The organism is Bacillus sp. LNXM12-1, from assembly GCF_003004375.1.
In the GTDB taxonomy this organism is placed as follows: Bacteria; Bacillota; Bacilli; order Bacillales; family Bacillaceae; genus Bacillus.
The window spans coordinates 43095-57204 of record NZ_PVWX01000001.1 but is presented as its reverse complement, the minus strand read 5'-3'; the positions used below and the strand labels follow the sequence as shown (position 1 = coordinate 57204).

Annotated in this window: 17 protein-coding genes; 2 read left to right on the top strand and 15 right to left on the bottom strand. The window is 40.3% G+C overall.

What is annotated here, in order from left to right; all coding sequences use genetic code 11:
* Positions 1-10: 10 nt before the first annotated feature.
* The 6 genes from pfkB to yknW form a co-directional block, all read right to left on the bottom strand.
* The gene (gene pfkB / locus C6Y07_RS00300) at positions 11-922 is read right to left on the bottom strand and encodes a 1-phosphofructokinase (RefSeq protein ID WP_060596156.1); all 912 of its coding nucleotides are present in this window, start codon (positions 920-922) and stop codon (positions 11-13) included.
* Entirely contained in the window at positions 919-1674 is a 756-nt protein-coding gene (locus C6Y07_RS00295; RefSeq protein ID WP_106156125.1) for a DeoR/GlpR family DNA-binding transcription regulator, read from the bottom strand. Before C6Y07_RS00295 ends, pfkB begins: the two co-directional genes overlap by 4 nt.
* A 321-nt stretch (positions 1675-1995) precedes the next feature.
* A complete protein-coding gene (locus C6Y07_RS00290) occupies positions 1996-3189 on the bottom strand; it encodes an ABC transporter permease (protein ID WP_106030782.1) in 1194 nt (397 codons plus the stop codon).
* Positions 3176-3877, bottom strand: a complete 702-nt coding sequence (locus tag C6Y07_RS00285; RefSeq protein WP_106047738.1) for an ABC transporter ATP-binding protein — start codon at positions 3875-3877, stop codon at positions 3176-3178. The genes C6Y07_RS00290 and C6Y07_RS00285 overlap by 14 nt, the downstream gene beginning before the upstream one ends.
* Positions 3874-4980 carry an efflux RND transporter periplasmic adaptor subunit gene (locus C6Y07_RS00280; RefSeq protein ID WP_106156123.1) on the bottom strand — a complete coding sequence of 369 codons (1107 nt, stop codon included), beginning with the start codon at positions 4978-4980 and terminating at the stop codon, positions 3874-3876. The genes C6Y07_RS00285 and C6Y07_RS00280 overlap by 4 nt, the downstream gene beginning before the upstream one ends.
* A 9-nt stretch (positions 4981-4989) precedes the next feature.
* Positions 4990-5616: a YknW family membrane protein gene (yknW, locus tag C6Y07_RS00275; RefSeq protein WP_060596153.1), complete on the bottom strand. Its 627-nt coding sequence runs from the start codon at positions 5614-5616 to the stop codon at positions 4990-4992.
* 516 nt (positions 5617-6132) lie between these two features.
* Here yknW and C6Y07_RS00270 point away from each other — a divergent pair.
* Complete coding sequence (locus C6Y07_RS00270) at positions 6133-6510, top strand: Rok-like winged helix domain-containing protein (RefSeq protein ID WP_003211488.1); 378 nt, start codon at positions 6133-6135, stop codon at positions 6508-6510.
* 46 nt (positions 6511-6556) lie between these two features.
* Here C6Y07_RS00270 and moaD read toward each other — a convergent pair whose 3' ends face one another.
* The 6 genes from moaD to C6Y07_RS00240 are packed head-to-tail and all read right to left on the bottom strand — an operon-like array spanning position 6557 to position 10691.
* Positions 6557-6790 (bottom strand): molybdopterin converting factor subunit 1, encoded by a 234-nt coding sequence (gene moaD, locus C6Y07_RS00265; RefSeq protein WP_060596152.1) that lies wholly within the window; start codon positions 6788-6790, stop codon positions 6557-6559.
* Positions 6783-7274: a molybdenum cofactor biosynthesis protein MoaE gene (locus tag C6Y07_RS00260; RefSeq protein ID WP_060596151.1), complete on the bottom strand. Its 492-nt coding sequence runs from the start codon at positions 7272-7274 to the stop codon at positions 6783-6785. Before C6Y07_RS00260 ends, moaD begins: the two co-directional genes overlap by 8 nt.
* Complete coding sequence (gene mobB / locus C6Y07_RS00255; protein ID WP_034662725.1) at positions 7271-7795, bottom strand: molybdopterin-guanine dinucleotide biosynthesis protein B; 525 nt, start codon at positions 7793-7795, stop codon at positions 7271-7273. The genes C6Y07_RS00260 and mobB overlap by 4 nt, the downstream gene beginning before the upstream one ends.
* Positions 7777-9054: a molybdopterin molybdotransferase MoeA gene (locus C6Y07_RS00250; protein ID WP_060596150.1), complete on the bottom strand. Its 1278-nt coding sequence runs from the start codon at positions 9052-9054 to the stop codon at positions 7777-7779. Before C6Y07_RS00250 ends, mobB begins: the two co-directional genes overlap by 19 nt.
* Positions 9055-9063: 9 nt before the next feature.
* On the bottom strand, positions 9064-10080 hold the full coding sequence (locus tag C6Y07_RS00245; protein WP_060596149.1) for a thiazole biosynthesis adenylyltransferase ThiF: 1017 nt from the start codon (positions 10078-10080) through the stop codon (positions 9064-9066).
* Between the two features lie 29 nt (positions 10081-10109).
* Entirely contained in the window at positions 10110-10691 is a 582-nt protein-coding gene (locus tag C6Y07_RS00240; protein ID WP_060596148.1) for a molybdenum cofactor guanylyltransferase, read from the bottom strand.
* 84 nt (positions 10692-10775) lie between these two features.
* Between C6Y07_RS00240 and C6Y07_RS00235 the strand changes: the two genes are divergently transcribed.
* Positions 10776-11693, top strand: coding sequence for a sigmaE regulated sporulation protein (locus C6Y07_RS00235; RefSeq protein WP_106047733.1), 918 nt, complete (start codon positions 10776-10778; stop codon positions 11691-11693).
* 49 nt (positions 11694-11742) lie between these two features.
* Here the strand turns inward: C6Y07_RS00235 and C6Y07_RS00230 are convergent, their stop codons facing one another.
* The 3 genes from C6Y07_RS00230 to ahpA form a co-directional block, all read right to left on the bottom strand.
* The gene (locus C6Y07_RS00230; protein ID WP_034662739.1) at positions 11743-12324 is read right to left on the bottom strand and encodes a Rok-like winged helix domain-containing protein; all 582 of its coding nucleotides are present in this window, start codon (positions 12322-12324) and stop codon (positions 11743-11745) included.
* Positions 12325-12805: 481 nt separating this feature from the next.
* Complete coding sequence (locus C6Y07_RS00225; protein ID WP_034662741.1) at positions 12806-13264, bottom strand: TlpA family protein disulfide reductase; 459 nt, start codon at positions 13262-13264, stop codon at positions 12806-12808.
* Between the two features lie 82 nt (positions 13265-13346).
* Positions 13347-13889 carry a biofilm-specific peroxidase AhpA gene (gene ahpA / locus C6Y07_RS00220; RefSeq protein ID WP_034662744.1) on the bottom strand — a complete coding sequence of 181 codons (543 nt, stop codon included), beginning with the start codon at positions 13887-13889 and terminating at the stop codon, positions 13347-13349.
* Positions 13890-14110: the final 221 nt, after the last annotated feature.

Below are 14110 nucleotides of genomic sequence, written 5' to 3'. Positions count from 1 at the left end.
GACTCCTCCTTTAAATGCGTGTGACTTTTACTTGTGGTAATAGTGTGTCGACAAGCTCTTTTGTTCCAAGCTCCTCAGAAAATGCTGTAGCGCTGCCTGATGTGACGCCAAGCTTAAATGATTCTTCAATCGAAAGGCCTTTCGAAACGCCGGCTAAAAATCCTGCAACGACTGAATCCCCTGCACCAACTGAATTAACAAGCGTGCCCTTTGGAACATTGGACTGATAAACCCCTTCCTTACTGAATAAGAGAGCTCCATCTCCAGCCATTGATACGATGACATGTTCAGCACCTTGTTCTAACAGCTTCTTCCCATAAGGAATGGCTTCTTCCGCAGATGAGATGCTCGTCTCAAACATTTCACCTAGCTCATGATGGTTTGGCTTCATTAAGAACGGTTTCAAGCCTGCTGCTTTTTTTAGTGCTTCCCCGGAAATATCAAGGACAACTCTGACACCTTGCTTTTCGCACACCTCAGCAATACGTTCATACGTGTTATGAGGCAATGAAGAAGGAATGCTGCCAGCTAAGACAACGACATCTCCTTCAGTCAATGAAGAAAATTGAGACAGAAACGACTCAAATTGCGCTTCAGTAATAGATGGGCCGAGTCCGTTGATTTCGGTTTCTTCACCTGTTTTTAGTTTCACATTAATTCGTGTATCTTCTGACACCTCGTGAAAGGCTGTTTGTAATTGTTCGTTTTGTAAAAAGTCTTGAATATATTTTCCTGTAAATCCGCCTATGAATCCAAGCGCTTTTGATTCAACACCGTGACGTTTTAAAAGCCTTGAGACATTGATCCCTTTTCCACCTGGATATTTTTTATCATAGGTTGAACGATTCAAACCGCCGACTGCGAAATCCTCCACGTGTACGATGTAATCAACTGATGGGTTTAAAGTAACTGTATAAATCATGTTTTCACTACCTTTATAACCGTTTTTTCATGGTAATTATCGAATGAATCCTCTTTTGCGTCGTTTGTGATAATGGTGGCTTCCTGTAAACTAGCAAAGGCTGAAAACGATATTTCGCCAAACTTAGAGGCATCTGATAAGATATAGGTTTTTTTCGCCTGCTTCATGGCTCTTTTTTTCATGAGCGCTTCCTCTGGATCAGGTGTTGTAAACCCCGCCTCGGGATGAATGCCGTTCGTCCCAACAAAGCTTTTGTCAAAACGGTAATTTTCCATCGCTGTCAAAGCTGCGGCTCCCACCATGGCTCCTGTTCGATGTTTCACTGATCCGCCTATCAGGTAAAAAGAAATGCCTTTTCTCATGAGTGCTTCAATGTGCATAACACCGTTTGTCACCACAACAATATCTTGATCGGGATCGATATATTCAATCATTTGCTGTGTGGTCGTACCAGCATCTAAATAAATACAATCGCCTTGTTTTAAAAGTGTAGCAGCTGCCTCTGCAACCAATGACTTTTCTTGAAGGTTTTTGGCAGATTTCTCAAATACATCTGGTTCAAGACGGATACTTGATATCTTGGCTGCTCCCCCATGGACTCTTTTAAGAAATCCTTTTTCTTCAAGGGCTGATAGATCTCTTCTAATTGTAGATTCAGACGCATCTGTCATAATCGTTAAGTCCTGTATTTTGATGACATCATTTTCTTCTAAACAGTCGATAATGAGTTGATGTCTTTCCGGTGTCAACAAGAAAACACCCCCTTTTGAAAACGTATTCATTTTGCGCGCACCTTTATTGTAATCGCTTTTTTCAACATTATCAATACAAAACAATCAAATACATTCAATAACTTTCAAAATCTTTCACAATGGTCATCTTACCTTTATATGTACCATTTGTAAACTGAAAAATATGTGACATTAAGATGAAAGTCATGATCTTAGCATTTCTATCATTTTTCATTTCATTCAATGGAACTAAAAAAAGCTTTTATGCGATGTGCATAAAAGCTTTTGATGGTGGATTACAGGCGAATTCACTCTGTTTGTATGCTTTTGTTCTTCTCCGAATTATTCATATCTAAGAGAATCAATAGGATCTAGTCTTGCTGCTTTATTCGCAGGAATTAACCCAAAAACAATCCCAATAAGCATACTAAACAGCACACCGCCACAGATGACTTGCCAAGATACTAAGGACGGCCAGCCGGCAACTAGTGATACTAGCGCGGCGCCACCTAAGCCAAGTGCGATCCCCATCAACCCGCCGATCAATGTTAAGACGACAGATTCAATTAAAAATTGAACGAGTATTTGAGCCCTTGTTGCCCCAATCGCCTTTCGGATACCGATTTCCCTTGTCCTCTCTGTCACAGAAACAAGCATGATATTCATCACACCGATACCGCCGACAAGCAAAGAAATCCCAGCTATTGAGCCAATGATTGTTGTCATAACAGATGTGATTTGACCAATGCCTTCTGCGATTTCTTCCATATTGATCATTTCATAAGCATCTTCTGTATGATGATTTTCATTTAATAATGCAGCCGCATTCTTTCCTACTTCCTTCATTTGATCAGCATGTGCGACTTGAATTGACAACTTATCATATTCATTGATCCCAAATGTGGAGGTGAGCATAGCAAACGGGACAAATATTTCGTTCATATCAAATGAAAACATCCCTTTCTGTTTTGCTAAAACACCGATGACTTCAACAGGTTGTCCGTTCATCCAAATCATTTCGCCTAATGCCTTCTGTCCATTAAATAATTCTTTTTGTAAGCCTTCAGAGATGAGAGCGGCTCTTCTGCCGCTTCTAAAGTCAATATCTCTTAAATTCTGTCCTTCTGCTATTTGTAATGAATGTACATTCGTATACCCTTCATTTATACCGTTAACTGTCGCATCCACTGTCGTATCTTGAAATCTCAGCTGCATTCCTTGTGCAGTCGAAGAGGCAACCTGATTCACCCCGTTGATTGTCTTAACGCTTTTTATGTCTTCCTCAGTAAATGTGGCGTCGAATAAAGCGTTTGGATTTGCATTTAACTCTTCGTCAGAAGGCGTATATGTCATATCAATGGTATTGTTTGGACCTGAAATCGACCCTTTTAGCATTTGCTCGCCGCCTTGACCGATAGCCACGACCGCAATGACCGATCCAACACCAATAATAATCCCAAGCATCGTTAAAATAGAACGTAATTTATGAGCTAAAACAGAATTCATCGCTATTTTGATATTTTCAAAGAGTTTCATTCATAGCGTCCCCTTGTGTCAATCTATCTTCAACGAGCCGTCCATCTCTTACAACGACCGTCCGATTTGTATACGCAGCCATTTCTTCTTCATGGGTGACAAGCACAATCGTTGTCCCCTCCTCATTCAGCTTAGTAAACTGTTCCATGATTGAGAAGCTTGTTTTTGAGTCAAGAGCGCCTGTTGGTTCATCTGCTAAGATAAGCTGCGGCTTATTGACAATTGCACGAGCAATTGCCACCCTTTGCTTTTGCCCTCCCGACAACTCACTTGGCATATGTTTCATTCGGTCTGCCAAACCAACCTTTTCAAGTGCCATTTCTGCGCGTTCTTTTCTTTCCTTTTGACTGATACCAGCGTAAATCATCGGAAGCTCAACATTACGCCTCGCATTTAACCTCGGCAGCAGGTGAAATTGCTGAAAGACAAATCCAATGAATTGATTTCGAATCACTGCAAGCTCTTGATCCTTTGCAGCTGACAGCTCTCTTCCTTGAAAATGATATTGTCCTGTGGTTGGCCGGTCTAAACAGCCAATGATATTCATTAACGTCGATTTTCCAGAGCCTGACGGGCCCATAATGGACATATACTCGCCTTTTTCAATGACAAGATCGATCTCACTTAATACATCAAATGTTTCTTGGGCGACCTCATAGCTTTTTGTCACGTTTGAAAGCTGAATCATTCAGCATTCACTTCCATTCCGTCATACATGTCATCTGATGGATGAGCAATGATTTGATCCTCTGCCTTGACACCTTTTGTCACTTCAAGGTCATTACCTGACGTTTCCCCTAGCACCACTTTTACTTTTTTAAGTACATTCTTTCTGACAATATAAACGTATTGTCCATCATCCTCTTTTTTTACAGCTGATTCAGGAATCGTTTGGGCTTGACGCTTATCTGTTTCAATTTCCATGATCATTTTAAAACCAGGTTTCGCTTCAGGTTTTTTTCCCTTTATTTCGATTTCAACAGGATATTGTACCGTTTGATCACCCGCAGTTGTTTCGGATGCTGCCTGAGCAGGTACAGCCCCCACTTTTTTCACGACCCCTTGCCAGCTCTTTCCGCGAATGACATCAGATGTAACCTTTACTTTTTGTTTCTTTTTCACTTTTATGGCGTCATACTCAGAAATCAATCCTCGCACAATCATTTTTTTCTCATTGCCAATATGAATGATCGGCTGTCTTTCTTCCGGCTTTCCTGCCCCTTCTTCTTGCTCAATGGAAATCACTGTACCGTCAATTTTACTATGTACGGTTAAATCTTCTATTTGTGCTTTTACTTTTTCTTGGCTGATCTCTGCTTGTTTTTGTTCTAATTCAGCCGCTTTCAGCTCTAATTCGAGCTGGTCTCGCTCGTTTTTAGGATGGGCGACTGAGTCGCCTGCTTGTTTTTCATCTAATTCGCTCAGTCTATTTTGTAATTGTTCGCGTTTTAGCGTACTTGATTCAGCCGCAAGAGCTTGCTGCTGCTCTTCAAGCTCCAGCTCCCTATTTTCATATGTAAGAAGCGGCGTTCCAGCCTTTACCTTTTCTCCTTCTTTCACAGAAATCCCCTTCAAGTGTCCTTTTTCCTCTTCTGCATAAATGAACTGCTCTTCAGAGAATGAAAGTGTCCCTGGCGTCATTACCGTAGTGGTGATTTCTTTTTGTGTGGGTTTTACTGTTTTAATAGCTGCTGTCGAAGCAGGCTTTGATTGATTTTTCGCAATGTTAAAGCCAATAAATAGACCGATGACAATAATAAAAATGGATCCGATGATGATTTTCTTTCTCATAAAGACATTCTACCCCCAGCTTACTGATATGTTGATTGCGGTTCCTACATATTGAAGAATGAAAGAAATGACATAAAAGACTCCTATCATGATCCAAGATATTCTTGGAGATATATGACCGACTTTGATCAATAAAAAGCCTGTTAAAACAAGATTCCAGATCACAAAGAGATCAATATTAGCAAACACACCGAGCCATGGACCAGAAGTTTGAATGAGTGCATTTAATGAGGTGATTGTGATGTTTTTTGGCACATGGAACAAGATGACGGACAGATGAGAAATAATCGTACCAATGATCGTAACTGGTGTAATAAACAGGACCGCTGAAAACAGCTGCTGAAACGATGCATCACCCTTTGCTAAAAATACGATGAACTTATATATAGCAGCATTAATCACAAGTCCGAGAATTAGACCAATTAGCGTCACCACATAAACGACCGATACCGGCAAGCTTAAATCTGCCCACATTCCTTCATTCACTAGCTCTGACAAATAAGTCACAATCACTGTTAAAAGAAGCACACAGGATAAAGGCCACCAAACCACCGGGTTTTCCCATACTCTTTTCAGGTGCTCTGAAGGTCTTGTGCTCACTCCAATGATCGTGGGCTTTTGCATATTTTCTTTCATCAAATGTCTCCTCTCTATGTCATGCAAGTATGCAAACGCACATGTTCTCTCTTGTTCTTTCTATTTTATCAAAAGATTGCCAATAAGTGATGGATGATTTGATTTTCTTATTTTCATTGAGGAAAAAATTTATCTATTATTCTATTATCACGAATGACATCCTCCAAATGACACCATGACCAGACCATATTCATATCAAAAAATAGAGGTTTTACTGACCTAAAAACATTTTATCAAAAAACCACATGTCTTTCGGAATAAATATCCTTTTCCTTTGAATTCGGATGGTCTTAGTTAGACACAACAATTTTTTGTTAAAATAATCCTAGTAATTTCGACAAATCCCGGCTTTATAGGACTATGATTGGTTTCTTTTATAGAACGAATGAGCCTTTAGTATCAATACTTTCATATTAAAAAATGAAAAATATAAGGTTTTTACTTGATCAAAAGTTATTTTTTCATATAATGTAAAATAGAGGTAGGTTAAATGATAGTGGAAATGGAGTCAAGTGAATGTTAAGAGAAAAATTGAAAACACAATTGATTTTACTTTATGAAAAGGAACAAGAAGCATGGCAATACTTTCGAAAGGAAAGAGAACTAATTTATCATGAGCTCAAATTACTTGATATGAAAGAAAGCAGACCCTCTAATGACAAAATATACTACGCTGCTAGATGTGTAGATATTATTAAAGAGAAAAAGGGAAGCATTGTGAGTACAAAAGAATTAAAAGAACAGCTTCAAGCCCAGACAGATTTCAATGTGAGACGAATTAGCGAATTGTATGATCTGATCCAGCAGCTCGACCCTCACATTTCTAAAGCACGAAGGGGATGTTTTATTTACGAAGATCACACCCAAATACCTCTACAATCTTTTCACACATAAAAAATTGGTTACAGCCGCTGGCCATAACCAAATCCTCTAATATCTATTATCCACCGCTTACAGGAGGAATGAATGCAACAGTGTCCCCGCTACGCACTTCAGCGTTTTCCCTCGTATATAGTTCGTTGACTGCAACCATCACGTTTTGTGCAGCATCAACACCATATACCTCCTGTAATTCTAATTTAATCTCATCAACCGTTGTTTGATCTTTTTGAATGATGATTTGTTGTTTACCGGCCTTCTCAGCAAGGCCGGCGAACAATAATACACTAATCAAGCTGATCACCTTCTTTCTTTGCAAGTTGAAGATCGCTAGGTTTCCCCTCTGGATATGAAACCGTTTCAAGCTGATCACCTATCCAGGCTTCCCCGTCTTCCCAATATTCTTTTTTCCAAATTGGAACGATTTCCTTAATTCGCTCAATGGCATATTCGTTCGCTTCGTATGCAGCCTTCCTATGAGGAGATGAAACGGCTATCACAACAGCAATATCCGTTATATCAAGTGTCCCGATCCGGTGCACAATGGCTGCTTCAGTTTCAGGCCACTGTTTCTTGATTTCTTGTCCAATTTGACTTAGCATGCTTTCAGCCATTGGTATGTATGCTTCATAAGTTAAACGCAATGTTTTTTTGCCGTTTGTCCACTCTCTGACCGTCCCGATAAACGTCGTAATGGCCCCTGCCTTTCGCCTTGTCACATGCTGAATCAATTCGTTTACATCAATCGGCGTTTTTGTTATTTTAAAAAATTCACTCAAGCAGAGACGCCTCCCTTCAATAAGTTAAAACCAAATGTGACTGCGCCCTTTTCAAAGGCTGAAAACACTGGAAACGAGTAATTTTCGATTAATTGAAACTCTTGAGAAAAATAAATAGCTGCTTGTATATTGGAAAGAGTTGAAAGATCAATGAGCTCCTCTTCATTCTTTACACAAACGATTTTGCGGTATGGTGCCTGTTTATACCCTTCTATCAAGACAGCGTCTAATGGAAGATGCTGACACATGTTGAGCAACTGCTCTAACGTGATGTGCTGCATTGAAAAGTGAAATTCACCCTCTCCTTCCACGCCAGCGGCAAATGCACCTGCTTGAACATATCGATCGGTGTCTTTTTCTTTCAAAAGACGATCTGGTTTACCGCCATGTCCATGGTGTTTAAAGCAGCCTAGCTTCAGCCCGTCAAGTACAGCCAGCTGACAGAGCTTTTCAATCAACATAGTCTTGCCGCTGTTTTGATAACCGACCACCTGTAATATGCTTAATGTGTCATCCAGCATGGGGAACCCTCTCCTTCGTGCTGAAACAGCAGAACATGGACCTGATCACCGGCCTTAAAACCTCTTGTTCCTCCGGGCAGCACGATGAAACAGTTAGCATCTGCAATAGAGGTCACGGCACTTGATTTATCAAGACCTGTTGGGGTCACACTGAGCTGACTGCCCGTGAATTGTAGTGCCGCTCTGACAAATCGAGTGAACGGATTGGCTTTTGGAAAATCGTGTGTCAGCTTCGCCTCAGCAAAAGCAGGAAACGGCTGCTTCTTCAAAGACCATTTATAGATCATCGGTTTCACAAATAATTCAAAGCCAACAAAACAGGCAGCGGGATTTCCTGACAGCCCAAACAGCAGTTGACCATTTGGCATTGCAGCAACCGTCGTCACACTTCCGGGTCTCATGGCCACTTTATTAAACAGCACCTCAGCTCCCAGCTTTTCATAAATCGCAGGGAGAAAGTCAAAATCACCTACTGACACACCGCCTGTTGTGATTAAGAAATCTACCTTGCTTAAGGCTGCTTTGACTGCATGATAGCTTTTGTCAAAATCATCAGACACACCGCCTAAATCAAGCGGCTCTCCCCCGGCCTCAAGTATCTGGGCATAAACCATACTAAGATTACTGTTTCTAATCTTACCGTCCACCATCGCATCACTCACTTGAAGAAGCTCTGTACCTGTTGAGATGATGCCGATCACTGGCTTTTTGACAACTGGCACTACACCATATCCAAATGTCGCCAATAGGGCCGTAACGCCCGGAGTTACTTTGGTTCCTTTTTTGACCATCACATTTCCTTCAAGTACTTCTTCTCCTTGACGAGAAATATTGTCCCCTTTTTTCAGCGGTCTTTTAAGTGACATGTATGATTTGCCGTCTTTTTCGAAGGTCTTAGTCAGCTCAAGCATGATGACGACATTTGCTCCATCCGGGATTTTTGCTCCTGTCATGATACGGATGGCTTGAAAGGGACCGATAGTTTTTGCTGAGACCATTCCTGCACCAATATGGTCAATGACCTCAAATTCAACCGGATGCTCGCTTGACGCTTCTTTTGTATCTTCTGCCCGAAGTGCAAAACCATCATACGGGGAACGATCAAATGCAGGAACATCATGATCTGCTAAAATATCTTCTGCAATGAACCTTTCAAGGCTATTTTTTAAAGGCACCCATTCTGCTTCTCCATGCTTTTCATATTGATGGACTTTCTGAATGGCTTCTTCTACTGGAATTGGCTGACGTCTTTCCATCACACTTCACTCCTATATCCCTAGCAGTCTTGCTAGTAATGAATTGGCTGCTTTTTCATCATTCGTCCCATGGATTAATGCACGTCCACCTTTGAAAAAGACAATACGATAAGATTCATAGCGGACATGGATTAAGAAGTCATTCACTTCCACCTCACAAATAGATGACAGCCTCTCTTTCATATGCTGAAATGATAGATTTGCTAAATCTTTAGATACAACTTGAACTGTATCCCGTCCGCAAAGAATCGTCGTTTTTTTACGCTGCTCATGTAAATAAGGATAGGTTCTTTCTTCACCGCAGGATGGGCAGTTCTTCTGCTTAGTACGAGACAAATCCATTTTAAACGATGTCGCCTGCCAAAGATCAAATGTGACAAATTTCCGTTCGATTTGATCTTCATGTCCTGTTAAATATTTTAGCGCCTCTGTTTGCTGATAAGCAGAAACCATTTGAACTGCTGGAGAAATAATCCCCGCTGTATCACACGTCAAGCCGCCAACAGGCAGTTCTGTAAAGACACACGATAAACACGGCGTTTTATCCGGCAAAATGGTCATATACATCCCCTGGCTGCTCACACAAGCGCCATATATCCACGGCGTCTTCGTTTCCTGCGATAAATCATTCATCACCATTCTCGTCTCAAAATTATCCGTCGCATCAATGACAATATCTGCGCTCTGAAATAACGGTCTTAACAGCCTCGCGCCTGCATCTTCAATCAGGGCGTGTATGATCACTTCATGATTGATCTCTTGGAGACGTTTTTTTGCCGCAGCTGCTTTTGGCACATGTGCCTTTGCATCATGTTCTGTGTACAGCTGCTGCCGCTGTAAATTTGAAAACTCTACATAATCACGATCAACAATCGTCAACGTGCCGATCCCAGACCGGACAAGCCCTTCAGCGGAGGCAGTTCCAAGTGCACCGGCTCCAACGATCAGAACATGACTGTCAGCAAGCGCACGCTGACCCTTTTCCCCAACCGGAGGGAACAAGATTTGTCTTGAATATCGGTCATTCAATGCTGTTCTCTCCTCACCATTTTTATGTATCATATCATACCGTTTTCAGGTAAATCGCTTCTTTTATTGATATTTCGAAATTCATTTGGTGTTACGTTCAGTTCCTCCTCTGGGACGATGCGCACCTTAAGCCTTTGAAGTAACTCTTTGATGGCTAATTGATTCTCTTTTAAACACGCATCAATGGACGGCAGACAGCGGCGGTGATAAAGCGCAAATAAAGGCTGTAATCTGCCCTGAACAAGCGGGATGATAGCATCTACGTGCTCGCTGCAATAGGACGATAATGCTTCGGCGGTCTCCCTCCGTATGAAGGGCATGTCACATGCCATCACCAAATACCATGCTGCTTCTTGCTTTTGCATCGCCGTATACATGCCGGCAAGCGGCCCGCATCCGCGCACCTGTTCATCATCTAACCACACACTTCGTTCACCTCTTTCTTTAAAAAAGGGCAGAAGTGATGGATGGCTGATGATGACCGTCTGTCCTTTCAAAAGCTGATTTTTCACATGCTCATATAGTGGTTTTCCTTGATACATATAACTTGCCTTTGGCTCTCCAAAACGTCTGGAAGCTCCTCCAGCTAAAATGACATTCACTACATCCATTCTCTCACCCTCCTTGGATATGGTTGTTCTAATCGCACTCATTTCGCATACTTTATTGGTAACATGAATAAGGAGGGTCTATCTATGAACAGGCGCCATGCTTCTCCCCTATTCCATGACCTATCTCAAGAGAATTTATACTTAAAAGCTGAAACAGCCAAATATCAACAAATGATCTCTGATTTACAGTCCTCATATACGTATTCTAAAAATAAGAAGTTAACTCAAGAATATCATGAGATGAAAAAGGATTACACGCTATTAAAACAACAATTGGATGAAATGACCATTGATCAAGACGATGCAGCCTCAAAAATACAGGATCTCTCCTACAGCAAATCTGAATTATTACATAAAATAGTCCTTCTTCATGAAATGCTGCAAAAGGAAACCTTTCATAGAAGAAAAGAAACGGAAGAAAAACACCGGCTGCATTTAAAAGTGATCAAATATAAAGAAATCTCTCAACAATTAAATGAACGGATGCAAGATCAAGATCAACGGCTTGCAAAAGAGGAGAAAAAAGGAAATACTTTATCCGCTGTGATTGAGAAACTGCAGCAAACATTGGGTGATAAAAACTCAGAGCTCCATTTATTACAGGAAGGCGTCAGACATCTTCAGGAGCGTTTTTATGAAACACAAGAGAAATTACTGCAAATTGAAAAAGCAAAGGAAACGATTTTTTATGAAACGCTCACAAGCTATCAAAAGCAGTTAGCAGAAAGTGAGGAATGGATCGCATCTCATTTTGCTGATATTGACCAGTCAGCTCAAACAAATTCACAGCCATTCTCTCGAGACAGCTTCCTGCAAACAACGGAAGAAATCGAACCCATCTTGAAAAAGCTGAACGAACAAGTTCAAATACTCCAGGCACAAGTCGATGCGGTGCAGCGAAATGGAGAGGTCATGACAGTGAAGATCGATGGCTTCAAAAAACAGCGTGATCACCTGTCAAAGGAACGAAAAATTGTCTATACAGTTGACCAAAAAAAGTAATTCTCGCAATAAAAAACTGCTGGCTTTTACGTCAGCAGTTTCTTTTTATTTATTCGTCTTCTGTTTGAATGTCGCCTTCTAAAATATACTGTCCGCGATATGGCTTTTTCACTTCAGGATACATTTTAATTAAGCTTTGCATAAACGTTGTCATATTTGGAATTTCAAGACCGCTCTCTTTTTCAATCTCTTTTTGAAGCTCAGAGCTTTTAATCGCCGCATTATGACGCTTTAACGTTTTAATCGCAGCTTCACGAAGCTTAGCTGCCTTTGAACCAGGGCGGGCTGTGCCTCTTCTGCGTCTAGTAGATCCTTCAGGAATACCTACAGGTACACCGTTTAGCTGTCCTGTTCCTAAAGATGATGCAGGATTTGATTGTGATTGTGCCGGCGGCTGGTAGCTTCTCATTTCTTGTGCAGCCAGTTCAGCTAATACAGGCAGCGAATCCGTCTTTCTTTCTGTACGCACTTCTTTTTTTGTATCTGACACTAGACCTGTTCCTTGACGGTCTAATTCTCTTAATTTTGCATAAATCGCATCTCGCTCAATTTGATATTCACGGATGACCTTTACTTCTGCTTCGTTTAGTTGTTCCAATCGTAATCGTAACGCTTCCCTCTCATTAAACAATGGATTTCCCCCTCATCATATAAAAAATATTCTATAGTAAATATTAGATTAGAAAACTAATTTTATCAACTATTTTTTTATCATTTTACAGTTTGCTATCAGATAGGTATTTTCAACTAAAATTTTGCCAAAGAGGAACAATCGGCATCCATTTCATTGCCACTAAAGGCTTTTGACAAACTTTAAAATATTGTAAAAAATTTGAATAAACACTTATACTACTTGATTTACATCGTTATTTACCAAACTGAAATTTCTTTTGTGCAAAAACGTTCTGAATAGTAAAAAGTTAAAATCTTTACATTTTCATTTCAAAACAAAAAAGTAAATAGGTCTTAATGCCCTTTTGTTTCAGGAATATTTTTTAATAAACTCCCTCAATTTCTCTTTTCTTAGGAATGACACGTACATAAAAAGTCCATTCCGTGCAATAGGTCGCCTATTTTTGTCCATGAAAAAACCCCCATTTATGGGGGAAAGCCTATTCTGCAGCCTTTTCAGACTCAGAAAGCACTCGATTGACACGTTTCTCAAGCATTTTCATTCCGCTTCCGCCAGCTTGGAAGTGGCGCAGAGCACCTGTTTTATCAAATACATAATATGCTGGTACATATTCATTTTCAAAGGCTTCTGTTAAGTGATGATCACTGTCCACAAAAATTGGCTGCGTGATTTCATGCTCTTTCGCAACCTCTTTGATTTTATCTAGATCTAGGTCATCCTCTGAACGCGGCATATGAACGGCTACAACGTTTAGTTGATCCTTGTATTCATCACGGAATTGATTGACTTGAGGCATGGCCTCTTTACAAAGATGACAGCTGACTGACCAGAAATGAATCAATGTTGGTTTGTCACCAATTAGATCTTCTTTTGTTACTTCTCCATTTAACCATTCTTTTGCACCAGTTAGTTCTGGCATTGGTTGACGTAATTTCATTTTGAAGCGCCTCCATCCATTGTATGTGTCGAAACAAAAAGGTCTAACATCAGTTAGACCCTCCTGTTTCTTCAGCTATCAATTAAAGTGTTTTTTGACCAGGCTTCCAGTTAGCTGGGCAAAGTCCACCAGTTTGTAATGCTTGAAGAACACGTAATGTCTCATCTACATCACGACCGATATTGTTGTGGAATACTGTTTGATATTGAAGTTCGCCTTCTGGGTTGATAATGAATAGACCGCGAAGTGCAATACCTTCTTCTTCAATTAAAACGCCGTATTCTCTAGATACTGTGTGGTTTGTGTCAGCAGCTAGCGGATATTTCAATTCACCTAGACCATTTTCTTTACGGTCTGTGTTGATCCAAGCAAGATGCGTATGGATTGTATCAGTAGATACACCAATGATTTCTGCATCTAAATCTTCGAACTCATCATAACGATCGCTCATTGCTGTAATTTCAGTTGGGCAAACAAATGTGAAATCCATTGGATAGAAGAAAAGAACTGTCCATTTGTCATTCTTCATGTTTTCCTCTAAACTCACTTTACCAAATTCCTTGTTAGCAAGTACTGCTTCCATTTCAAAACGTGGAGCTTGTTTTCCTACAAAACGCTCTGCCATATGTAAATCCCTCCAAAAAATAATATCTTTATACAGACTTCTAAGCTGTATATAAAATGAGAATCAAAAGTTGAAATTCTCATTTAGTTAATAACTTCACAATTACAATTATAATACTTAAGCGGTTTTTAGTCAATATTAATTAATAATAAATTTAATTAACGATTTGTCACAATCTCTTGCTCCACTTAAACAAAAGTTTAACATGTCTTGCATAAGGG